Annotated in this window: 27 protein-coding genes; 12 read left to right on the plus strand and 15 right to left on the minus strand. The window is 67.3% G+C overall.

Annotated features, from left to right (window positions below; all coding sequences use genetic code 11):
- The first annotated feature begins 49 nt into the window (after window positions 1-49).
- A complete protein-coding gene (locus ACLBX8_RS14320; protein ID WP_447715372.1) occupies window positions 50-961 on the plus strand; it encodes a thymidylate synthase in 912 nt (303 codons plus the stop codon).
- Window positions 961-1,869 carry an alpha-glutamyl/putrescinyl thymine pyrophosphorylase clade 3 protein gene (locus ACLBX8_RS14325; RefSeq protein ID WP_447715373.1) on the plus strand — a complete coding sequence of 303 codons (909 nt, stop codon included), beginning with the start codon at window positions 961-963 and terminating at the stop codon, window positions 1,867-1,869. The genes ACLBX8_RS14320 and ACLBX8_RS14325 overlap by 1 nt, the downstream gene beginning before the upstream one ends.
- On the opposite strand, the gene ACLBX8_RS14330 is transcribed toward ACLBX8_RS14325, so the two are convergent.
- Window positions 1,866-3,023 carry an ImmA/IrrE family metallo-endopeptidase gene (locus ACLBX8_RS14330; protein ID WP_447715374.1) on the minus strand — a complete coding sequence of 386 codons (1,158 nt, stop codon included), beginning with the start codon at window positions 3,021-3,023 and terminating at the stop codon, window positions 1,866-1,868. The two genes, ACLBX8_RS14325 and ACLBX8_RS14330, sit on opposite strands and share 4 nt — an antisense overlap.
- Window positions 2,972-3,298 (minus strand): hypothetical protein, encoded by a 327-nt coding sequence (locus ACLBX8_RS14335; protein WP_447715375.1) that lies wholly within the window; start codon window positions 3,296-3,298, stop codon window positions 2,972-2,974. The genes ACLBX8_RS14330 and ACLBX8_RS14335 overlap by 52 nt, the downstream gene beginning before the upstream one ends.
- A gap of 231 nt (window positions 3,299-3,529) precedes the next feature.
- On the opposite strand from ACLBX8_RS14335, the gene ACLBX8_RS14340 reads away from it, so the two are divergent.
- Window positions 3,530-3,769 carry an FCD domain-containing protein gene (locus ACLBX8_RS14340; RefSeq protein ID WP_447715376.1) on the plus strand — a complete coding sequence of 80 codons (240 nt, stop codon included), beginning with the start codon at window positions 3,530-3,532 and terminating at the stop codon, window positions 3,767-3,769.
- Window positions 3,770-3,791: 22 nt separating this feature from the next.
- On the opposite strand, the gene ACLBX8_RS14345 is transcribed toward ACLBX8_RS14340, so the two are convergent.
- The 5 genes from ACLBX8_RS14345 to ACLBX8_RS14365 form a co-directional block, all read right to left on the minus strand.
- Complete coding sequence (locus ACLBX8_RS14345) at window positions 3,792-4,490, minus strand: MarR family winged helix-turn-helix transcriptional regulator (protein ID WP_447715377.1); 699 nt, start codon at window positions 4,488-4,490, stop codon at window positions 3,792-3,794.
- A 583-nt stretch (window positions 4,491-5,073) separates the two neighbouring features.
- Window positions 5,074-5,346, minus strand: a complete 273-nt coding sequence (locus ACLBX8_RS14350) for a hypothetical protein (protein ID WP_447715378.1) — start codon at window positions 5,344-5,346, stop codon at window positions 5,074-5,076.
- Window positions 5,347-5,714: 368 nt separating this feature from the next.
- The gene (locus ACLBX8_RS14355) at window positions 5,715-6,401 is read right to left on the minus strand and encodes a hypothetical protein (protein ID WP_447715379.1); all 687 of its coding nucleotides are present in this window, start codon (window positions 6,399-6,401) and stop codon (window positions 5,715-5,717) included.
- Between the two features lie 31 nt (window positions 6,402-6,432).
- Window positions 6,433-6,819: a hypothetical protein gene (locus ACLBX8_RS14360; protein WP_447715380.1), complete on the minus strand. Its 387-nt coding sequence runs from the start codon at window positions 6,817-6,819 to the stop codon at window positions 6,433-6,435.
- Window positions 6,820-6,856: 37 nt separating this feature from the next.
- A complete protein-coding gene (locus ACLBX8_RS14365; protein WP_447715381.1) occupies window positions 6,857-9,112 on the minus strand; it encodes a hypothetical protein in 2,256 nt (751 codons plus the stop codon).
- Between the two features lie 662 nt (window positions 9,113-9,774).
- On the opposite strand from ACLBX8_RS14365, the gene ACLBX8_RS14370 reads away from it, so the two are divergent.
- The 9 genes from ACLBX8_RS14370 to ACLBX8_RS14410 all read left to right on the plus strand — a co-directional run bounded on the left by ACLBX8_RS14370 (window position 9,775) and on the right by ACLBX8_RS14410 (window position 14,052).
- Complete coding sequence (locus ACLBX8_RS14370; protein ID WP_447715382.1) at window positions 9,775-10,008, plus strand: hypothetical protein; 234 nt, start codon at window positions 9,775-9,777, stop codon at window positions 10,006-10,008.
- Window positions 10,009-10,106: 98 nt separating this feature from the next.
- Window positions 10,107-11,348, plus strand: a complete 1,242-nt coding sequence (locus ACLBX8_RS14375; RefSeq protein WP_447715383.1) for an N-acetylmuramidase domain-containing protein — start codon at window positions 10,107-10,109, stop codon at window positions 11,346-11,348.
- Entirely contained in the window at window positions 11,348-11,665 is a 318-nt protein-coding gene (locus ACLBX8_RS14380; RefSeq protein ID WP_447715384.1) for a hypothetical protein, read from the plus strand. The genes ACLBX8_RS14375 and ACLBX8_RS14380 overlap by 1 nt, the downstream gene beginning before the upstream one ends.
- Complete coding sequence (locus tag ACLBX8_RS14385; protein WP_447715385.1) at window positions 11,653-11,850, plus strand: hypothetical protein; 198 nt, start codon at window positions 11,653-11,655, stop codon at window positions 11,848-11,850. The genes ACLBX8_RS14380 and ACLBX8_RS14385 overlap by 13 nt, the downstream gene beginning before the upstream one ends.
- On the plus strand, window positions 11,847-12,329 hold the full coding sequence (locus tag ACLBX8_RS14390; RefSeq protein ID WP_447715386.1) for a hypothetical protein: 483 nt from the start codon (window positions 11,847-11,849) through the stop codon (window positions 12,327-12,329). The genes ACLBX8_RS14385 and ACLBX8_RS14390 overlap by 4 nt, the downstream gene beginning before the upstream one ends.
- Before the next feature lie 171 nt (window positions 12,330-12,500).
- Window positions 12,501-12,647: a hypothetical protein gene (locus tag ACLBX8_RS14395; protein WP_447715387.1), complete on the plus strand. Its 147-nt coding sequence runs from the start codon at window positions 12,501-12,503 to the stop codon at window positions 12,645-12,647.
- A complete protein-coding gene (locus tag ACLBX8_RS14400; RefSeq protein ID WP_447715388.1) occupies window positions 12,644-12,847 on the plus strand; it encodes a hypothetical protein in 204 nt (67 codons plus the stop codon). The genes ACLBX8_RS14395 and ACLBX8_RS14400 overlap by 4 nt, the downstream gene beginning before the upstream one ends.
- Entirely contained in the window at window positions 12,844-13,107 is a 264-nt protein-coding gene (locus ACLBX8_RS14405; RefSeq protein WP_447715389.1) for a hypothetical protein, read from the plus strand. Before ACLBX8_RS14400 ends, ACLBX8_RS14405 begins: the two co-directional genes overlap by 4 nt.
- A gap of 87 nt (window positions 13,108-13,194) precedes the next feature.
- Window positions 13,195-14,052: a phage antirepressor gene (locus ACLBX8_RS14410; protein ID WP_447715390.1), complete on the plus strand. Its 858-nt coding sequence runs from the start codon at window positions 13,195-13,197 to the stop codon at window positions 14,050-14,052.
- Window positions 14,053-14,140: 88 nt separating this feature from the next.
- On the opposite strand, the gene ACLBX8_RS14415 is transcribed toward ACLBX8_RS14410, so the two are convergent.
- The 8 genes from ACLBX8_RS14415 to ACLBX8_RS14450 form a co-directional block, all read right to left on the minus strand.
- Window positions 14,141-14,509, minus strand: coding sequence for a hypothetical protein (locus ACLBX8_RS14415; RefSeq protein WP_447715391.1), 369 nt, complete (start codon window positions 14,507-14,509; stop codon window positions 14,141-14,143).
- Window position 14,510: 1 nt separating this feature from the next.
- Complete coding sequence (locus ACLBX8_RS14420; RefSeq protein ID WP_447715392.1) at window positions 14,511-15,323, minus strand: metallophosphoesterase; 813 nt, start codon at window positions 15,321-15,323, stop codon at window positions 14,511-14,513.
- A 22-nt stretch (window positions 15,324-15,345) separates the two neighbouring features.
- A complete protein-coding gene (locus tag ACLBX8_RS14425; RefSeq protein ID WP_447715393.1) occupies window positions 15,346-15,681 on the minus strand; it encodes a hypothetical protein in 336 nt (111 codons plus the stop codon).
- On the minus strand, window positions 15,678-15,899 hold the full coding sequence (locus ACLBX8_RS14430; protein WP_447715394.1) for a hypothetical protein: 222 nt from the start codon (window positions 15,897-15,899) through the stop codon (window positions 15,678-15,680). Before ACLBX8_RS14430 ends, ACLBX8_RS14425 begins: the two co-directional genes overlap by 4 nt.
- The gene (locus ACLBX8_RS14435; protein ID WP_447715395.1) at window positions 15,886-16,125 is read right to left on the minus strand and encodes a hypothetical protein; all 240 of its coding nucleotides are present in this window, start codon (window positions 16,123-16,125) and stop codon (window positions 15,886-15,888) included. The genes ACLBX8_RS14430 and ACLBX8_RS14435 overlap by 14 nt, the downstream gene beginning before the upstream one ends.
- Window positions 16,126-16,135: 10 nt before the next feature.
- Complete coding sequence (locus ACLBX8_RS14440) at window positions 16,136-17,746, minus strand: AAA family ATPase (protein WP_447715396.1); 1,611 nt, start codon at window positions 17,744-17,746, stop codon at window positions 16,136-16,138.
- Window positions 17,747-17,854: 108 nt separating this feature from the next.
- The gene (locus tag ACLBX8_RS14445) at window positions 17,855-18,451 is read right to left on the minus strand and encodes a hypothetical protein (RefSeq protein WP_447715397.1); all 597 of its coding nucleotides are present in this window, start codon (window positions 18,449-18,451) and stop codon (window positions 17,855-17,857) included.
- A 135-nt stretch (window positions 18,452-18,586) separates the two neighbouring features.
- Window positions 18,587-19,012, minus strand: a complete 426-nt coding sequence (locus ACLBX8_RS14450) for a hypothetical protein (RefSeq protein WP_447715398.1) — start codon at window positions 19,010-19,012, stop codon at window positions 18,587-18,589.

Raw genomic sequence — 19,012 nt, forward strand, 5'->3', positions numbered from 1 at the left:
GGGATCAGGCCGTCCCAACACCGGCTCCCGCGGCTCTACTTGTGAGGTCTTGGGAGCCGCGATCCGGCTCCGGAAGCCCCGGGCGCGCCTCAGTCGGTCCGAAAACCGAGGGAAGCCTTTCAGCGCGCTCGCCGAATTCCTTTGGTATCTCTCGGGTTCGGGCGATCTGGAGTTCATCCGGCCTTACATCCCAGACTATGAGGAGGAGGCAGTCGACGGGAAGATCCCGGGCGCCTATGGCCCCCGCATCTTCTCCATGCGGTCCGGCATCGACCAGCTCGACAACGTCACGAAGCTTCTCAAATGGAAGCCAACGTCTAAGCGCGCCGTCATACAGCTTTTCAATGCGGAGGACATCGATCTCGATTACGCTGTCGCGCGGGGCGAAGGCTTCGTCTACCGCGAGGTGCCTTGCACCATCAGCCTGCAATTCCACCTGCGGGAAGGGCTGCTGCACCTATCAGCGAACATGCGTTCCAACGACGCCTACAAGGGGCTCCCGCACGACGTGTTCTGCTTCACCATGCTCCAGGAGATGATGGCGAGGCGCCTGGGCGTCGAACCGGGCGAGTACCTCCACTACGCGGGCAGCATGCACATCTATGAACCGGATCTCGACAAGGTCCGCGGCTACGTCTCGGAAGGTCATCAGAAGATAGTCGAGATGCAGCCGATGCCCCCGGGTGATGCGTTCGGGCTCGCCGAGACCCTCGTCGCGGCGGAGGGCAGGATCCGAGCTGGGGAACCCCGCTCTGCGGCCGAGAGAACCTTGGGCCCCTATTGGACAGACTTCCTCCGTCTCCTGGAGGCGTTCTGGGCCTCCGGCGACGAGGCCAAGCTCGATACGCTCAAGGCGGACATCACGCCGGCCTTTCGGATATTTGTCGACAGCCGTCGCGACAAGCCGAGGCGTCGTCCCATGCCGCGCCAAGCGCTGTTCGTCAGGGGGAGGAGGCTCTGATGTGGCCGAGCTGGACCCCAGAACACGCGCGTCTGACCGCGGCCCTCCGGGCGCATGCGGGCCCGCTGCCGGGCTTGGCAGACCCCCGTGCCCTCGACGTCCTGGCTTGGCAGTTCGTGGCGAGCCTTCGGCGCGAAAGGTACTACAGGCAGGTTCAGGCGAAGCCGATCTCCGCGGATCGAGCCAACCCGAACGACGCGAGCTTCGACGCCGAACGGGCTGTCACGTACCATGTCCGTCAGGGAGACCTGGACGAGGCAGGATGGCTCATCTTCCTCATGACCCATTTCGCGCGGCCAGCCGACAGCGGCTGGCGACGCTTGCAAGACGTGTACGGCCGCCTCGGCACGGGCCGATGGGATTGGGTTACGGTGAGCGCGGATTCCGGGGCTTTCACGACGTGGCTTGGCGCGAACTGGATGTCGGTCGGCGGCAAGTTTGGGAACCATAGGAAGTACGAGAGCCTCAGACCCGACTCGAACCGGCCGATATCCGCGGTCGTCGCAGCCTATGTGCGCTGGATCGGACCAGCCGGCCACGCCCGGTTCTACGCCGACGTCGTCAGGCGAACGGGCAACGACCCCCACGCCATCTACGATGCCCTCTATCGGGAACTACGCGTCCCCACCTTCGGCAGGCTCGCGAAATTCGACTATCTGTCCATGATCGGCCGGTATGGCATCGCCCCTATCGCGGCGGGCTCGGCCTACCTCCAGGGGGCCACCGGCCCAGCAAACGGTGCCCGCCTGCTGCTCGACGGCCGGCGGGACGGCCCTTCGTCGATCCAGAAGCTGCAGGCTGGCCTCGACGCCCTGGACAAGGACGTCGGCGTCGGGATGGCGGTCATGGAGGACGCGCTCTGCAACTGGCAGAAGAGCCCGACCAAGTTCATCCACTTCAAGGGCTAGGACAGGGCCGGGTCGATCTCGTCCCAGGTCCAGTTCCGCCGCAACTTGTTGAGCCGGCTGTGCGGGATCAGGCCCCTATGCTGCATCTGGCCCACCGTAAGGCCCGGGGCGACGCGCAGCTCGCGGCTGAATCGAATGACCGGCTCGTGGTCTGGCCGAAGGCTCGCGAGTTCCTGCCGCCGGTCCGGCGGGATGATGTGGTCGTCAGCGAACACGTTCGCCTCGCGTTCGGGCTCGTCCTCGTCTGCGCCCTCCTCGTCGACGAACGTGCGCCCCCCGTGCAAGAGAAGGTGGCCGATCTCGTGGAGCAGCGTGAACCAGAAATGGTCGTCCGAGCGGTGCCTGAAGCTCGCCAGGACCATGGCCTTGGTCGGGGAAAGCATTCGTGCCGCGCCGCTCGCCCGGCAGCCCTCGGGCGCCCTCACGACCGCGAGCGCGACGCCGAACCGGGCCAGCAGATCCCTTAGCCGCGGGAGAAAACGCACGGGCTGGCCGATCCGGCTGAGTCCGACAATCTCGCCGATCGCCGCGCGCAGCCCGTCGGGATCCCATGCGGCCGTCGAGACCAGTGCGGCCTCAACCTCACCCTGCCGCAGCCACATGGCGGTGGCGCCGGGATGCACCTCGAAAGCGGCAGACTCGCGAAAACGCGTCTCGCAGCGCAAGGCCCCATAGCGGCGGGACCACGCCTCCGCGCCATTGACGTCGAAGAACACGAGCCGCCGCTCGACGGCGGCGCGGCGGCTGTCATCGGCCGTGCGGCCGTGGATGGCCGGTCCAGCTGACGCCGGCACCGGAACCTTCGCCAGCCACGCGTCGCCGTCGGTTGCCAGCACAGCGTCGACCACGCGGCCGAGACAGGCCTCGTACAATCCCTGCCGACGCAACCAGAACGCCGCCGTGCCGCCCACGCTGGCCGCGAGGCCTCCCGCGACGGCGTCGTCGATCGCGACGTCGCCTGTCAGCAGGCCGCGGAGCGTTGCGAGGCCGCCCGGCAACTCCCGTGCGACATCGGAGGGGGCCAGCCGCTTGCGCTGCATCAAGGCCAGCAACGAATCGGCGGGTTTTGAGAACCAGTCGCGGTCGAAGGCGGGCTCGGTCATCATAGGCGCGGCGGCAAGGCCGTCAGCTTGAGATATTTGACGGTCGACCAATCGGGGCTCCCGTCGGGATGTTTGAGATAGCGCGAGCCGACCGGCACGAGGACCGCATGACGCTCCGGTCCCACGGTCACCTCGATTTCGTCGCTCGCGGAGACTCTAGCATCGTCCACCGCAAGTTCCAGGAACTCATTAGCGGTATCCAAAGCCTCGATGTCTGACAGGATCGTGAGGAGCGAGCGCGCATCGGCCAACCCGAGCTCGCGCTCGGCGGCATCTTGAGTGGCGCACAACGTGCGCAGGGCAGCGGTTTCGAACGAGACGATCACGTCAGGTTGATGTGAGCCAGAAGGGCTGGTCCGAAGCGATCGTCGGGATCCGGCGCGCGGATCAAAAGGGCATCTGACCTACTGTTGACGGTAGGAGCATGCCCGGTTCTCGCCGGCGGGACAAGGTCGTCCGTTCGCCCCCAGCCGCTTTCGGATCAGCTGCGACGGCGACGTCCTTCGCGAACCCTGAGCCTGGAGGGACCGAAGGCCGTTCTGCCGTCCGAGCTCGCCGTGCCGGCCGGCATGGCCCAGCACGAGCTCACCACCAACGCCTTGCGCCATGGCGCGCTGGCCGAACCGATGATCGACATGCCCGTGGTAATCCGGTCCTTCTACCTTTACACGCCGGCGAAACACCTTCAGAGCCTCCACCATCACGAGGACATCGTCATCGCCGCGCGCCTGCAGGACGCGGAGTTGGGACGGCGGGCGATGCAGCTTCACCTGAAGATGTCGCAGGCCCATGTCTAGCATCACGGAGCTGCTTACTGAGTTAAGTATTTGAAGTAATCTTTATTATTCTCTCTAAAATATGTGTTTGTTTGTCGACAATTGTTACATTGTAGCTATTATTTTTTCGCCTTTGCTTCCCACTTTTTTGGCTTTCCCCGCCTTTTTTGGAACTAGAGGATCTTTCGCCGGCAGTTTCGTCCTCATTAGCATCATCAAAAATAAAATAGTGTCCCGGATTTTTGTCAACTATTTCTGCTAGCTCATCTAATCTTTTTGTTATCTTCCGAATATTATCGATGAAAATATCTCTCTCTTGTGTTCCTAAAACACAAAATGACTCCCCCAGCAGATATTTGACATACTCGACATGTTGTTTTATCGGCGCTTGATACTCTTCGCTTATTGATATTGGCTCGGTTCCTCTTGGACCATTTCGTTTGACAACGATTTCTTGACTAACAAGACGTGTTACTACTCCGCTGATAGTGCTTGGGGAACTTCCTGTTAATGCAGAAAGTTCTTTTGCTGTTAGTGGACCAGATTCTGACAGTCTCCAAATAATGCTTCTAGTCAATTTATCTTTTGACAACGCAAACGCCTTTTCCATAAGGGCATTGTTTTTGCGCCTTAGCATTCCCAAAAGCTGATCCAATTCTACAAATTTATTTGCGTTGTGGCCCAAGATCAGGGCTTGGTCATCGGCCGGTACAAGTAATAGAGATTTTTCCTCATTTGACATTGATCGATCTCCTATCAAGTTGCTGCATCTGAATTAAATGAAGATTATTTCGAACTAGTTCACGCTCGAACTGGTTGCACTGGGAGTGTCATTGGTTGGCACATGGCAGTCGAAGCCGAACTGCTGAGCTTGGCGGCATCGGCCATCTCCAACTTGACCAGGATCGTGCGCAGCTTTTGAGTGAGAACTGGTTCGGCGCAGAACTGGTCCGCGTCATGAACAGCTGTGGTAGGAGCTCTCTTGGACGAGCAATCATCGTCCTTTTTGACGATAATTTCGTCTGCCGCGAAGCAAAAAGTTCCTTATGTGAGTTAAATTTCTGATTTCCGAGGCGTCCGAAGGCACGATGCCACGAAGCTTTCGTCGAACGCCATTGAGCTTCTGCAGCTAGACTTGGTCATTGCGTCCAGTGGTTTTTTGCAGCCCCGACAGATCAGAGGTCCATGGGAGGGCTTGGCCTCCCCAAAGTAGCGGGGAGACATGTCCGATATCTGACCTGTCCGAAGCGCGTCGCCACCGCGCTCGACCAGATCGACGACCTTCCGGACGAAGCCGTCGTTCTGGCCCTCCTGAACGATCGCCATCAACGGCCTGCCTTGCCGCCGGAGGGATGCTCGGCAGGAGTAAGACGCGAGCCGTTGCCGACGTTCTTGACCGGCACGGCTTCAACACCGTGCTCGTGGAACGTCCGTTCGACGGCGGCTTCCGACGGCGGGCCGAGGACGACCCGGCCGTACTGGTCTGCGGCGTGGACAACGCGCTTGCGAGGTCGCAGGTCGAGGTGCCGGGTTTCCCCCTGGTAGTCGAGGCCGGCATCGGCGCCAGTGCCTAGGACTTCCGGGCGCTCAGGGTCCACACGTTCCCGTCGCCGAAGTCCGCAGCCGAGATATGGGGACGGGGTGGTCACGCATGGGGCGCGGCCGACCTCTCGCGGCCGGGGTATCGCCGCCTTTCGGATGCCGGCGGCGACATCTGCGGCCTGACGAGGCTGGCCTAGACGGCCGTGGGGGCGCCTTTCGTCGGGCCGGTAGCCGGGTGCCTGATGCTGGCGCAGGTGTTGCGGGTGCTGGCTGGAGATGCCCCTGACACCCTGGTCGATCTCGCCCTCCGTTCGATCAGGTCGAGGCGGGCAGTTCCGAACGGCCGGTTCACGCTCTTCAACCCAGGCTTTCAGGTGGTCGCGTAAGCGGCAGGGTGGTTAATGCGCCACCCTTCCTTCAATTCCTACCTAATCCCAGCGGCGTAGTAGCCGCGGCCGATCGGATAGAAGTAGTCCTTCGGGCCGACTCGATCGGCCATTTTTTTGGCGAACAGCCTCGTGCCGTCCTTCCAGTAGACATCAGCCACCCGGACTGCGTCCGGCGGCAACCTCTTTTTTATCTCAAAGGGCTTCATCGGGCCGAACTGAAGCAGTAGACCTCGAACTTTCTGCATGACTGCGTCGCCACCTGACGAGGCCAGGGCCTTCGGAGCAGCAGGTCCGAAATTTTTCTCTTCCAGCATGTTCTGTGCGTCGAAGATCGAGCTCGCACGACAATCTTGGGAAAATAGATCGTTCGAAGCATCGAACTTCGGCATAGGGCGGGCGCGATCTGCCCTCATGGTCTTCTTCGCCGGCTTAGCAGGTCGAGTTCCGTGGCCGCCAATAAAAATAAACGACAGCTGCATCAATTTTCCTTCCTTTGAATTTCCGCCGCATAATTGCAGCAAAACTCGCGAGTTCGCCGCTAACCTAAAGCCGGAATTATCCTCAGGAAAGTAGGTACGCGTACGTACTTGACGCGGCGTTTTTGCTTGATAACCAAATGCACTCGGCTCGACGCAAAATGAGGGCTTGAGCAAGTCAGCAGAACGACCGAACGGCGAGAAGATTGAACTTGATCTCATCCGATAAATACGGGGCAGCCGCATCCCATGGCCGTCCCATGGAGATGCCATGGGCTTATTGGGCACGCGATGGGGCTAGGTGCCGGGCCGGGGACAGGCGCGCCAGCAACGCCCTGGTGGCTTCGGCTGAGGTGCACCCCCGGCGGCGGCGGAGGATGACGCCGGCCTTCACGATAAGGTCCGAGACCCTGAAGGCGGCGCCATCGAGGGCCGCCGGGTTGACCGTGGAGGCATGCAGGCCGGCGAGGCCCGCATAAGCCACCAGGGCCTCGCTGATGGCCGCATCGACGTACCGGGGCTCGATCTCGCCGGCTTCCCTGGCGGCGGCCCTGGCGGTCCTCTTGCGGTCCCTGTCGGCCTTGCGCCTGGCGGCCTTCGTCACAGCCGGGTGCGACGGCGCTGGCGTGGGGGAGACGGCGTAGGAGGGCGTGAGCGTCATCATGCCCACAGGCTGCAGCCGGGGCGTGAAAGGGACAAACTCAGGCGGTGGCGGTGGCGGTGGCGGGCTCGGGCATGAACCGCGCCTGCATCGTCATGATGTCGGCCACGAGCGTCTCCATGGCCGTGTGCGTGACGGCGGCCGAAGCCGTAGCTTCGAGGCAGTACGTCGCGAACGGGACCGACATCGCCTCGCCCCGCGCCAGGGCGATGCCGGCGACCTTAAGCGCCCATCTGACGGCGCCGCCTGTCTCCTGATCGAGGGCATGGAGGCGGGGCGACGAGACCTGCCAGGTCCTGAGGAATCCTCGCAGGGCCTCAGTAGCGGCATCGACCTCGATGACACGGCGCGGGATCGAGCGCTCCTCCATCACCGGCTGACCGCGCTGGTCGAGGCATGGCTTGCCCCTGTTCAGGCCCATGACCGCGTTGACGGGAACGAGCTCGGTGCCGCCCGTCGCGCTGCCGTAGAACGCCGTCAGGAGGGCGGCGGCCTCGGCGCTCAGGCCGTTGTAGCCGGAGGCGTGGATGGCGATGGCCGCCTCGGGCGTGAGCGGCCTGCGCTCCAGCGTGGCGGGAGAGGAGAAACGGATCGGCTCGGGCGCGGGCGGCGGCACGGGCATGGGCGGGATGGGACGCTGCGGGAGCGCCGGCGCGGTCGCGGGACGGCGGCCCGGGCGGATGACGGTGCCCATGACCAGAGACCTCCATGTGTCTAGCGTGGCGCCAGCGAGCAGGCGCTGGATGCCGGCGAAGTCTCGCCAAGCCTCGCCGTCGTCCGGGACCATGAAAGCGGGCGCTCCCGAGCTCGCCAGGGACAGGGCGGGAACAGTAGCGGCCAGGTGAGCCAGGGTGCCCTCGACAGGCCCCTGAGGGGACTCAGCGGCGGCGGCGATCAGGTTGAGGATCGAGAGGGCGGCTTCCTGATCCTCTGTGCCCCACCGGTCGGCCGTGATGCTGTCGGAGCCCTCGACGACATACTCGGCCCAAGCCCACACATCGTGCCGCCACTTGGCATCGCCCCGGCGCCGGGACGGGCGCATGCTCGCCACGGGGAACCAGCGCGGATCCGTGCGCCCGCCCGCCGCGAGCTCGCGCATCGCCGGCACCCCGTTGGGATGCCCGAGGGCGCGAGCGACGGTGTCGACATCGTCCTCGTGCGCCGGGCCGGAAACGACCTGCAGGGCCGCCTGGACGAGCTCGCCGGTCTGTGTGCCCCAGACGCCCATCCGGGACGGGATCAGTCCCACCGGCAGCGCCCGGGGCGTGCGCGCCAGCAGGGCATCGCGACGGTCGGCCGGGATGCGGCGGCCGCGCCCCACGATGACGACGTCGCCGACGGTCTCGATGTGGAGCCCAAGGCCTGCAGGGATCTCCGCCAGCGCGTCGCGCACCCGGCGGGCGTGGACGCACCGGCCGGCTTTCGAGGCCTGCTCCGGCCACAGGCGGCCGGCGAGACCTGCCAGCGTCACGACCGACACCGTCGACGCCGGCAGGTCATGGTCAAGGGACCAGACGAGGTCGCGGACCGTGGGGCGCAGGGCGGCGATGGCGGCCTCGCGCCGGGGCTGGCCTCGAAGGCTGGCCAGCTTCCGGGCGACTGCGGTGCGGCTGTACGAGCGCAGGCGCTGCCCGTCGGGCCCGACGCGTGTCGAGGCCGGCATGGCCCGATGGACGTCGTCGACGGTGACCGCCGGCCCTTGCTGACCCGGCATGAGCCCCTGCAGCGCGTCCTCGACGTGTACGGCCAGGTCGGCCTGGCGCGAGGCTCGGCTGTTCAGGCGGGGCGTGACGGGCTTGATGATGGCCTTCCGGCTGGCCCGGCGCATCGAAAGGCAGAATCTGTTGACGCGGACGACGACCTGCTCGGCCCGCGCCACGGCCGGATCGAGACCGAGGTCGGCGCAAGCCTGAGCGACCCGTGCTTGAAGCCAGTCCCACAGGTCGATCTTGTCCACCCCCTGCAGGACGGCACCGGCCGAGCGCCGGGCCAGACGGTCCTGCGTCCACGCCCGCGCGGCTTCGGAGACGCTGTTGAACACGGCGGCGTTGTCGACGCCGTGGCGCCGGACGAACTTGCCGTAGAACTTCGTGAGGTTCCCGATCGCGCCGGCGACGTCGGCATCAGTCAGGTCGGCCGCACCGGCGACGTCGCAACGGATGACGGCGGCTTCTGCGAGGAGATGCTCGTACAGGCGGAACCGGTCGACCGTGCCTCGCGACGCGGCGAGATGCGTCCGCGTCCACGCGAGGGCGGACGCGTTCAGCCGGTCGAACAGTTCGAGGGAGGCGGACATCGACGGGGGACCTGGCTGGCCCGGTCCGTTGGTGCGGCCGAGCTCTTCACGACTGATAGGATACGTCTCGCACGGCACAGGACAAGGCCTATCGTCTACGTATTGGCCCGGTTCGAGTTGTTAACGGCCGAGCCTGTGGCGCCGTCGGATCGCCTACCCGATCTTCGCAAGCGTCTCGCCCGAACCTGGATATGGCCCGCCACGCCCCGGGACAGCGTCGCCAGTCGGCTCGATCATCCTTCAACTATATGGATACGTCCGCCACGGCATAGGCCCCTCTGCATCCCCTCAGGGCATGTTGTTAATGCCCGGGTCCGAACGCCCGTTCGGCCGCGCCAATCCCATACCGTCGGGACCCGCCGCCCGGCCGATCTTTCCACGATTATGGGATACGTTCGCCACGGGATGATCCCCTCGATCTCCCTCTAGCCAGGTTGTTAACGGCCACCCCTGGCAGGGACTGATCAGCGCCCCGGGCGGCACGGTCCAGCTTGCATCCCGCAATCACCGCCGCCCGAGACCCTGGAGATTTGGGTACGCATTCCTTGCAACCCGCTTGAGTTGCCTCTGGTCGCGTGCCGGACGAATCGCAACGCTCCGGAGGTATGCGCACCCCCCGCCCTTCGACACCCGCCCCGTTCGTCTCCGCCTCGGAGGCCCGGATGCGTGACGTGATCCTCGACCGGATCTGTGACCTCATCGACGACGGGAAGGTGACCTACGCCTCCCTCTGGCGGAACTACAAGACGATCCGCCAGCGCATGTACCTGAAGCTGGCCCGCCGGGAATACTGGCACTTCAGCCTCAAGACCGCGCTGCTCCTGGCCGAGGCCGCCGGCGTCGGCGTCATGCCCTCCATCGAGGCCGGCGGCCACATCCGCGTCGCCATCCGGTGAACCTGCCCGGCCGCGCGGCACAGGCATCGGGGGATGCAACGCGCGGTGGGAATGATCGGGAAGACTATCCCCGATCTCAGTGAGCCGCGAGTTGCGTGATGGCCCTGAATAGCCTCTCCGAAACCATCATCGCCGCCGTGCTGGCCGCGGCGCCCCACGCCGGCATCGAGCCGGCAGGCCTCCTCACGGTCACGCAGGTCGAGACTGGCGGCCGCCCTTTCGAGACCGCCGACCTGGATCCGTCCGATGGCATCGAGACGTGCATGCTGTTCGAGCGGCACCGGTTCACGAAGAACCTCGCCGCCCTCGCGCCCGAGCTCCTCCCTGAGGCGAAGAAGCAAGGCCTGGCGATCCCGAAGTGGCTGGGCCCGGGCAGCTCTCAGTACGCCGACCAGAAGACCAGCGCCGGCCGGCTCGCCGTCATCGCCCGCGCCGCGGCCCTCCATCCCGAGGCCGCGTACCGCTCGTGCTCGATGGGCCTGTTCCAGGTCATGGGCGAGAACCACGGCGCCGCCGGGTTCGGCTCCGCGGTCGAGATGCACGATGCCCTGACCCGAGGCGGCATCGAGGCCCACATCGGCGCCGGCGTCGCCTTCATGCGGTCGAAGGGCCTGACGAAGCACTTGGCCGCCCGCAACTGGGCCGCGTTCGCGAAGGGGTACAACGGCACCGCCTACCGCAAGAACGCCTACGACAAGAAGCTGGCCGATGCCTATGCCGAGTGGTCGACAAAGCTCCGCGCCGCCCCGGCGCCGGCGGCCGTGGCCGATGCCTCCACCCTGAAGCTCGGCGACGCCGGCCCCCGCGTCCGCGCCCTGCAGGAGACGCTCGTCGGGTTCGGCATCGCCCTGAAGCCCGACGGCAAGTACGGCCCGGCAACCCGCCGCGCCGTGGCGGCCGCCCAGGTCGAGCTCGGCCAGCCCGGCGACGGCGTCGCGTCCCCCGCGTTCGTCGCTGCCCTGGAAGCCGCCCCCGCCATCGCCAAGGGCGCCCGCGAGGTTGCGTCCAAGTCCGAGGTCAAGAAGGTCTCGATCACCGCCCGGATCGGCGACCGCCTGCACAAGCTCGGATGGGGCGGGGCCACCGGCGCCACCGGCTACGTGGCGCTGTTCAGCGACAAGGCATCGTCCGTGAAGGACGGCATCGACCAGGCCCGCAGCGCCAAGGAGACGATCACCAGCCTCGTCGGCGACGGGGTCACCGCGACTGCCACGTCGTGGCTGGTGGAGCACTGGCAGGCCCTCGCGCTCGCCGGGGGATGCGCCACCGTCGCCGTCATCGGTCGCACGATTTTGAAGGCCTCCGTCGAGGCCTACCGCGAGGGGAGGCTCGTCGCCTGATGTCGACCTGGATCCTGATCAGCGCCGGCGTCCCGGCCGCGGCCGCGGTGGCGCTCATGTTCTCCCCGTGGGGCGCGGCCGCCCTGGCGCTGCTGGCCAACAGCCGCCTCGCCCGGGGCGCGGCCATCGCGGCCGCCATCGGCTGGGCCCTGCTCGTGGCGGCCGCCCGGATCCGGCGCGCCGGGCACGACGAGGCCCTCGCCGAGGTCCAGCGGGCCAACGCCGCGGCCAAGGCCGACCGCGAGCGCATCGAGGCCCAGGTGAAGGCGATGCCCGCCGACGCCGTCACCGAGGAGCTCTCTCAATGGTCAAGGTGATTTTGGCCACGACTCTGCTGGCCGCGACGCTTGCAGGGTGCGCCACCTCGCAGGGCAACTTCTGTGACGTCGCCTCGCCGCGGCGTCCCTCGAAGGCCCAGATCGCGGTCATGTCGGACGAGGCCAAGCGCGAGGACCTCGCCTTCAACCGGTTCGGCGCCGCGCACTGCGGGTGGAAGCCATGAGGTCGATCCGGAGCATCCCCACGGTGTTCACCCCGAGCCGTGCCCTGGAATGGCACTGCGCGGGTACCGACGCCCTTCTGGCCCTCGTCCTGGCCCTGCCGGGCAAGACCTTCTCCACCGGCGCGGTGTGGGATCGGTTCGCCGCCGTCATGCCCGAGAACCAGTGGGCCTTGCTGATCGGGGCCGTGGCGTTCGTTCGCATCGCGGCGCTGGCCATCAACGGCCACTGGCGCCGCACGCCGCTCCTCAGGGCCCTCACCGCCGCGATGGGCGCGGGCCTCCACGCCTACCTCGCCACCCTCTTCTACGTGCCGTCGGTCGGGGCCTTCGGGACCGGCGCCGCCTTCTCGGCCGCGCTGGCGATCTCCGACATCCGGTCCGCCTTCAAGGCCGGACGCGACATCGTCGTCGCGGGCCGGGTGTTCGAGATGATGCGGTCAGCCCCTCCGGCCCCGCTCCCGAGGAGCTTCGCGCCGTGAACCTGTCAGCCATCCTGGCCGCCTTGGAGCCCTGGAAGGGCGTCATCGCCTCGGTCGGCGGCGTGCTGGCCGGCGTGCTCGGCATCGTCGGCGGCATCCTCAAGCAACGGAAGGTGGTGGATACCACGGCCTCCGATACCGCGCCCCCGTTCGGCCCCCCGACTCGCGGTGATGCGGCTGCACGCCGACGACCGCGACCTGATCGGCGACGCGCGCGAGGCGGCGAACGAGCTGACGCGCGCGGTCCGCAGGCTCACCGGCGTCATCGAGGACCAGGGGGAAACCTGTCACCGCTCCCGTCCCCGGGATCCCGAATGAGCGACGCGGCCGCCCTGCAGCCCGCGCCCGACGCCGGCGCCGACGACGACCTCCTGCTCCGGCTCGCCGACATCCTGTCGGGCCGGCGCGACGGCGGCCGCCTCTCCCTCGATGAGGCCGAAGCCCTCGCCCCGCGGACGACCTACGAGCCCGTGGACATGGCGAACGTGCTCCTCCCGCTGGCCATGAGGCGGACGTGACCCAGCGGTTCCGGCGCTTCGGCGACCCCCACGGTGTCTACCCGGCTCCGCGCGAGATCGACCCGACGAAGGTCGCCGACCTCATGGACGTCTCCGGTCGGGACGTGTGCCTGGAGCGCTGGCACTGGATCTGCCCCCGGGACCTGAGCGACCTCGCGACCGAGGGGCGGCGCCTGATGCAGGCAGGTCGGAGATGGCCGGGGCCGCGCGCCACCAGGGCCCGGGGCCCGCGTCCAGGCAGCGAAAAAACGAATCGCTAGACTCTGTGTAGCCCCTCGCCGAGGGGCGGCCCCCGCGGGTGGTGGAACACCGCGACGGGGGCCTGACCGGCACAGGGATGGACCCCTATGACCTCGGCTGACCGCCACTCTACCACGTCGCTCGTCCCCGTCACGGGCGCGGGCGCCATGTCCACCTTCCATTTCGAGACTCACGCCATCCGCGTCGTCCAGCGTGACGGCAAACCGTGGTTCGTCGCGCAGGACGTATGCGACGCCCTCAAGCTGACGAACGCGTCGGCCTCGACGGCGGCCCTCGATGGGGACGAGCGGTCTAAGATGAACTTAGACCGTCGCGTCGGCCCGCAGATCGTCGTCTCCGAGAGCGGGCTCTACACACTCATCCTCCGGAACCGCGGCGCGGTCATCGAGGGCACGGTCTCGCACCGGTTCCGGCGCTGGGTGACCGGCGAGGTCCTCCCGCAGATCCGGCAGACCGGGGCGTATGCCCCCAACCTCGACGACCCCGCCACCCTCCGGCGCCTGCTGCTGGGCAAGCTGGATCGCATCGACGCCCTGGAGGCGCAGGTCGAGGAGAAGACCCACGCGCTGGCCATCGCGCACGAGGTGATCGAGCAGGAGGCCCCCAAGGTGGAGGCGTACGACGCGCTGATGGACGACAAGAGCACGGTCTGCCTCGCGGATGCGGCGAGGTTGATCGGCGGCCGGCAGGAGCTCTTCTTCTCCTGGCTCCGGAGCTCCAACATCGTCTTCGACAAGGCCGGCGAGACTTTCCCTGATGCCGATCACAGGGCCGACGGGCGCTTCGACGTGAAGATCACGAAGCTGTCCCGGAACCGGTACGCCAGCCAGACCCGCGTCACCCGCCAGGGGCTCGTGTGGCTCCGGCATCGCTGGGCGGCACACCTCATCGTCCTCGCCAAGGAGGCCGCGGCGGCCCGGATCCAGGGCGAGTTGGGGGTCTGAAACCGCTGCACGAAAAAGGTAGCGAAGGCTCGATAGCTACTAAGGCCGGGGCGATCCCCCGGCCTTCTGTGTTTCAGACCGATGGGGATCAGTCCCCCGTCCCAAGGTCGACCGATCCTTCGGCGCAGGCCTTCGCGTTCCCGAAGACCTCGTTGCTGACCGGGTTGTAGACCTGTCGTCCCAGCGGCGGGACGTCGATCAGGACGAGACCCATCGACCTCACAGCCCAGCCGGCGCCGGTCCGGGCAGACCAGCGTCCCGTCCGCGTGTCCCTCGTCTCGCACCGTGCCTTGACACGCCACTCGCCCACGCCGGTCCGGACGAAATCGAGCGAGGTCGTCAGCTCGTCGTGACCGCGGCGCTCGACCGTCCCGGCGCTCCACCGGGGCTCGTCCATGACGCCGGCGAGGGCGGGGGCGGTCGCCACGAGGGCGACCGCAAGGAAGAAGGCACGCATCTCAGACCTCCACGACGAAAGACGGGTCGAACGCCGGGTTCTCGATGTTCGTCCGCCGCGGCAGAGCCGGCGACGACTCTGTGACGTACCCCCGCGGGTTCGCGACGACACGCGTCCGGCCGACGGTGTAGTCACGGCACTCATGGATGTGCCCGTGCACCCAAAGATCGGGGGCGTGGGAACCCTCCAGCACCGCCGAGAGGTCGCTCGCGTATGCGGCATCGAGGGGCTCACGCCACCCACCGCCGCGGAGCGACCGCTCGTGGGGAGCGTGGTGGGTGACGACGACCGTTGGCCCAGCGTGCGGGAGTGCCAGGGCTGCCTCGATCCGGCGGCGCTGCTCGCGATGGAGACCCTCGGAGTACCTCGGCAGGAACTTGCTGTAGTCCTGCGGCCCTCGGCGCCACTTGATTGCTCTGACGTCGTTCATGCCGCTCGGGCCCGCGGCGGTCTGGACAGCATTCGACCGCTCGTCCGGCCGCAGCGACCAGTCAGTCCATAGGGTCCCCCCGACGAAACGCACGCCGGCAAGGACGGCCGTCTCGCCCTCGACGAGGAGCGTCACGCCAGCAGCCGCCGCGAGCTCGCGGGCCTCCGCAACTTCCTTCTGGTAGGTGCATCTGTAGAAGTCGTGGTTGCCGGGGACATAGACCACGGGCCCCGGGCACCGCCCCCGCAGCCACGGCAGCACCCGGCTGCAGAGCCTCGCCGACACGTCCCCCGCGACGACGGCAACGTCGTGCTCGGGCGGGTCGAGATCGAGGGGATGCACATCAAGGTGCAGGTCCGAGAGGACCCACAGGCGAGCTGTCATGGCAGAATCCTCCGGTCCGGCTCTAGAGGAGCGCGAGGGCTTTTCCGGCTGTCGTGAATGCTATGACCCTAGCGACAACAACTTTCGAAAACCCTGGGCGCGAGGTGAAAAACTCATCAAACCACGGGTTATACCCAACCTCGATCGCACCGGGTGGGGTGCCGTCGTACGGGATCCGCACCCCCCTGGCGTAGGCATGCACGGACCTGGTGCCGGTTCGCAGGCAGGCGAGGCGGCCGCCGGGCTGGACCACCAGGCGCACGTCCCGGAGCGAGATCTCTTGGACGTGCTCGATGACGCGGCCGCCCTCACGTACCGACCAGAGCCGGCGCGTGAGGTTGCGATAGACGTCCGTCACCGCCCCGGCCCGACGGGCTCGAACGCCAGGGCGACGTTCTCCGCCGCGGCGGCGATGCCGGCGGCCGCCGCGGAACTCAGGACGCCGGCATCGCGCAGGCGCCCTGCCTCCATCGCCCGGGCCCGCAGGCCGGCACCGGCGAGGCGGCAGATCCGGCCAGCCTCCCAGGCCGCCTGGATGCGGGCGGCCGCTTCGGCGATGGGATCACCGGGGGGCATGGCGCGCCTCCGACAGGGGGCGGCACTGGCCGGCGAAGCTGACGACCCGGTTGGCGAGGACAAGGCCCTCGGCAAGGGTCACCTCACGGGTGGTGACGAGGCGCGCTAGGTGCCCGAGGTACTCGTCGAGCACCGGCCCGACGCGCTCGTCGCAGGCGCCGGAGGAGCGGTGGGCGCGGAGGGTCTCGCGCAGGTAGTCCCACACGGGGGCGTGCTGACGGGTCATGCTCGCCTCCCTAGTGGCGCGGCGCGAGGACGGCGCGGGCCGAGACGACGGCCTCGACCAATCGGCGCAGGGCCCTGATGCTGGAGCCTGGGCGAAAGTTCTCCAGGACCGCAGTGAGCTCCTCGCCATCTAGGCCGGGAAGCCAGTCCTCGTCCTGCCCGGTCTCCTCGCGCAGATCGGCGAGGATCTCGTCCACTAGCACCGGCAGGGACTCTCGCGTCGGGGGCGGCATCTGAAGGACCAGGAACCTGTCCAGCAGAGGGGCGGAGACGCCCGCGAGGGTGTTCGCCGTTGCCACGAAAGTCGCGCCTGACAGGTCCGTGTCGCACTCCAGGTAGGGGTCGTGATACCGGCTTGCGTGGTCGAGCATGCTGAGCATGCCGTCCTGAGCGTTGCCGTTGTGGCGGCTCGTCCCAACCTTGTCGATCTCGTCCACCACGATCGCGACCGAGGCCATCATCGCCTTCCTGATGGCCTGCAACGGCACAGATGCTCTCCCGGTACCCCACTGGCGATTGGTACCGATCAGGGACGAGTCCGCCACGCCGGCGCACGAGTAGACCGTGACCGTAAGGCCCATCGCTTCGCAGAGCTCCCGGGCCAACCGCGTCTTCCCGCAGCCGGGCGGACCGACCAGCAGGACGGGCCGCAGGCGCGCGTACCGCTGCCCGACCGCCAGCGCGAGCATGCGGTCTATCACCGCCGCGGCGTGCGGGTAGCGGGAGACGAGGCGCGCCCGCACCGCCGGCAGATCCGGAGGCGGGACGCATGGCAGGCGTCGGCCGGCCATCGGGGCATACTCCGCCTTGGGCGTGCTGCCACCCGACGGGCGGCCGCCGTCCTTGGCGCCGCCCGGCAGGTGCTGGACCGTCGCGAGGACTTGCAGGCTCGGCCCGTCGAGGTCGCCGAGATCGTCGCGCCGGAAATCCACGTGGTCAGGATCGCGGGGATCGAGCCCCGTGTCGTCCCGGACGGCGCCCCGGGGCTCGTCCGTCCCGGAGGCCTGGGTATCCTCACCGCGGAGCCTGCGCCAAAACTCGACGACGTCGGCGTCGCGCTCCATGTCAGGGACGACGAGCCCGCGCAGCTTCGTGATGTCCGCGTCCTTCGCTGGGTCGTAAGCGTCGGCGACTTGCCGGTGCCCCACTTCCCTGAGCACAGCGACTGTGGTGAGCATCAGGTACAGGATCGCATCGTCATGCTGTCCCGACGCCGCGACACTCACGGCGTGATACGCCATGCAGGTAGAGATGTAGTGCCCCATGTAGGCGGCCACGAACCGGAGCCGGGCCGCCATCAGCCCGCAGGCCCATTGGACGTCCGTCGTCAGGCTCTCGTCGAGCTCGTACTGCTCGGCGCGCTCGGCCAAGGCGACGACGTCGTCAAGCTGGGGATGCTCGCGCAGGGGATCCAGCAGCGCCACGAGCAGCGGCGGCAGGCTGGACGTCTCGACTTGCAGCGCCCAGGCGCGGCAGTCCAAAAACGGGTTCGACCACGCGAACGGGGCGCCCTTGTAGAGGGCGTCGAGGTCCGGCGGGGCGTGGGGGGGCGTGACGGTGGGGGGCGTGTGGATGCGAAGCGACAGGCGCGCTTCTGCAACCCGCTGCGGGTCGTCGGTCATCGGAAGTCTCCGTGCGTCCCGGCAGTGCGCCGAAGCCGCTGATGGCAATGTCCTCCCCGGGCCGACTTAGCCGTGCTCAGGGAGGGCATGCATCATGACGGAGAAGCGTTAAGCTTCCGTTTCGCCGGCCCTCGACAGCCGCTCCATGCGGGCGCGGCCGGTCTCCTCGCGGATCTCCTCGACGAGGTCCTGCGCGGCCCGCATGACTGACTGGAGGCGGCGGTCCAAGTCCCTCTTTGAGGTGTCGGTCAACGCCCCCGTGCTGGCGTGGTACGGATCGTCCCGCCCGATGTCGTCCCACATCGTCGCCACGCTGAGCATCAGGTAGCCGACGGCTCGCGGGTGATCGACGTAGATCGAGCGGCCGAGAAAAAGGAGCGCCGGCGTCGGCAGGGCGTAGCGGCGGATGCGGTCCCTCTGGACCGTGCGCTGGCCGAGGCCGGTCACGATCTGCAGGGGGCCGACCCACAAGTCACCAAAGAGGCGACCCGCTGCTCTCTCTACGGCCTCGATCATGGCCTGGCCGATGTCCGCCGGGTCGACCGGCTCACCGTCGATGTACGGCTGGCGCGCCACGTACGAGAGCACCTTCCCCTTTTCGGGGACGGTGCCCTTGAGATTCGCGAGGCCGACGTCCCCGACACGCCCGACGGGCACGCCGGGGTACCGGGGATCATCGGGGACGGGGCAGAGCAGAATTGTCACGGGTCTCTCGTGCAGCAGGTGCGAGAAGGTCGACGGCCACGATACGGCGGCCGTCGAAAGTGTCATTGGCCACCGGCCAGAGGCTGTAGCGCACCGCATAGGCGCGCCCGGCGATGGTGATGAGGCGGACGGCGTTCACGCGGAGGCCTCGGCCTGCCGGCGGTCGTACTCCGCGAGCCACTCAGCCCTCTGGGCACGCCGGGCCGCGCGCTCCTCGGCCACCAGGCGCTTCAGGGCCGCGTCGGTGGCCTTCACAGCCTCCTCAGCCGTATCGGCCTGGGCGGTCCACACAGGGGCGCCGTAGGCGATTTCCATCTGGAACCGCCGGTCTCCTTCGGACGGATACGGATAGAACCGGATCCACGCGAACATCGTATCGTGCTTCTCGGCCCTCGCGATCTTGAAGAAGTAGAGGCCGGTCGTCATGAAGGCCTCGTGGCGCGGGCTGAGGTCGAGCAGCACCTGGGCCGTGTAATCGGACATCAGGAGCGGGGCGAGCTTTTGCTCGACCTCGCTGAGGAGCAGCAGGTGGGCGGCGCCCGTCTTGATCTTCTTGGCCAT

This window comes from Methylobacterium sp. D48H (genome assembly GCF_053345715.1).

Bases quoted from the DNA above. Each gene is read 5' to 3' on its own strand.
- ACLBX8_RS14325 (WP_447715373.1), top strand. From the start codon at position 961: ATGTGGCCGAGCTGGACCCCAGAACACGCGCGTCTGACCGCGGCCCTC.
- ACLBX8_RS14345 (WP_447715377.1), bottom strand. From the start codon at position 4,490: ATGTCAAATGAGGAAAAATCTCTATTACTTGTACCGGCCGATGACCAA.
- ACLBX8_RS14355 (WP_447715379.1), bottom strand. From the start codon at position 6,401: ATGCGGCTGCCCCGTATTTATCGGATGAGATCAAGTTCAATCTTCTCG.
- ACLBX8_RS14360 (WP_447715380.1), bottom strand. From the start codon at position 6,819: ATGATGACGCTCACGCCCTCCTACGCCGTCTCCCCCACGCCAGCGCCG.
- ACLBX8_RS14365 (WP_447715381.1), bottom strand. From the start codon at position 9,112: ATGTCCGCCTCCCTCGAACTGTTCGACCGGCTGAACGCGTCCGCCCTC.
- ACLBX8_RS14370 (WP_447715382.1), top strand. From the start codon at position 9,775: ATGCGTGACGTGATCCTCGACCGGATCTGTGACCTCATCGACGACGGG.
- ACLBX8_RS14375 (WP_447715383.1), top strand. From the start codon at position 10,107: ATGGCCCTGAATAGCCTCTCCGAAACCATCATCGCCGCCGTGCTGGCC.
- ACLBX8_RS14380 (WP_447715384.1), top strand. From the start codon at position 11,348: ATGTCGACCTGGATCCTGATCAGCGCCGGCGTCCCGGCCGCGGCCGCG.
- ACLBX8_RS14385 (WP_447715385.1), top strand. From the start codon at position 11,653: ATGGTCAAGGTGATTTTGGCCACGACTCTGCTGGCCGCGACGCTTGCA.
- ACLBX8_RS14390 (WP_447715386.1), top strand. From the start codon at position 11,847: ATGAGGTCGATCCGGAGCATCCCCACGGTGTTCACCCCGAGCCGTGCC.
- ACLBX8_RS14395 (WP_447715387.1), top strand. From the start codon at position 12,501: ATGCGGCTGCACGCCGACGACCGCGACCTGATCGGCGACGCGCGCGAG.
- ACLBX8_RS14400 (WP_447715388.1), top strand. From the start codon at position 12,644: ATGAGCGACGCGGCCGCCCTGCAGCCCGCGCCCGACGCCGGCGCCGAC.
- ACLBX8_RS14410 (WP_447715390.1), top strand. From the start codon at position 13,195: ATGACCTCGGCTGACCGCCACTCTACCACGTCGCTCGTCCCCGTCACG.
- ACLBX8_RS14415 (WP_447715391.1), bottom strand. From the start codon at position 14,509: ATGCGTGCCTTCTTCCTTGCGGTCGCCCTCGTGGCGACCGCCCCCGCC.
- ACLBX8_RS14420 (WP_447715392.1), bottom strand. From the start codon at position 15,323: ATGACAGCTCGCCTGTGGGTCCTCTCGGACCTGCACCTTGATGTGCAT.
- ACLBX8_RS14430 (WP_447715394.1), bottom strand. From the start codon at position 15,899: ATGCCCCCCGGTGATCCCATCGCCGAAGCGGCCGCCCGCATCCAGGCG.
- ACLBX8_RS14435 (WP_447715395.1), bottom strand. From the start codon at position 16,125: ATGACCCGTCAGCACGCCCCCGTGTGGGACTACCTGCGCGAGACCCTC.
- ACLBX8_RS14440 (WP_447715396.1), bottom strand. From the start codon at position 17,746: ATGACCGACGACCCGCAGCGGGTTGCAGAAGCGCGCCTGTCGCTTCGC.
- ACLBX8_RS14450 (WP_447715398.1), bottom strand. From the start codon at position 19,012: ATGGCCAAGAAGATCAAGACGGGCGCCGCCCACCTGCTGCTCCTCAGC.